Source organism: Peribacillus sp. SIMBA_075 (genome assembly GCF_046534585.1).
The window spans coordinates 1-242 of record NZ_JAWRYN010001427.1 but is presented as its reverse complement, the minus strand read 5'-3'; the positions used below and the strand labels follow the sequence as shown (position 1 = coordinate 242).

1 pseudogene is annotated in these 242 nt (G+C 52.5%); it reads right to left on the bottom strand.

The window, feature by feature from the left end:
* Positions 1 to 51: 51 nt before the first annotated feature.
* A pseudogene (locus tag SB775_RS33065) lies at positions 52 to 242 on the bottom strand (homoserine kinase); the annotation flags it as partial.

Below are 242 nucleotides of genomic sequence, written 5' to 3'. Positions count from 1 at the left end.
CTATAAAGTGCAATAAAAAAAGCTCCGGATCAGCTGATCCGGAGCTTTTTGTCATGCCACTGTTTCAAATGATTTGGTTCCTGTACATTCCGGTTGCATGGCCATGCTTTCATAATGCGGAAATTGCTGGCCGAGCGCTTCTGCGATGCGGTGTTCATCTCCTCGGGGAACCGGAATGAAAAGGGAAGGGCCCGCTCCGCTGATGGCGCATCCATAAGCACCCAGCTTGCGGCACGCTTCCC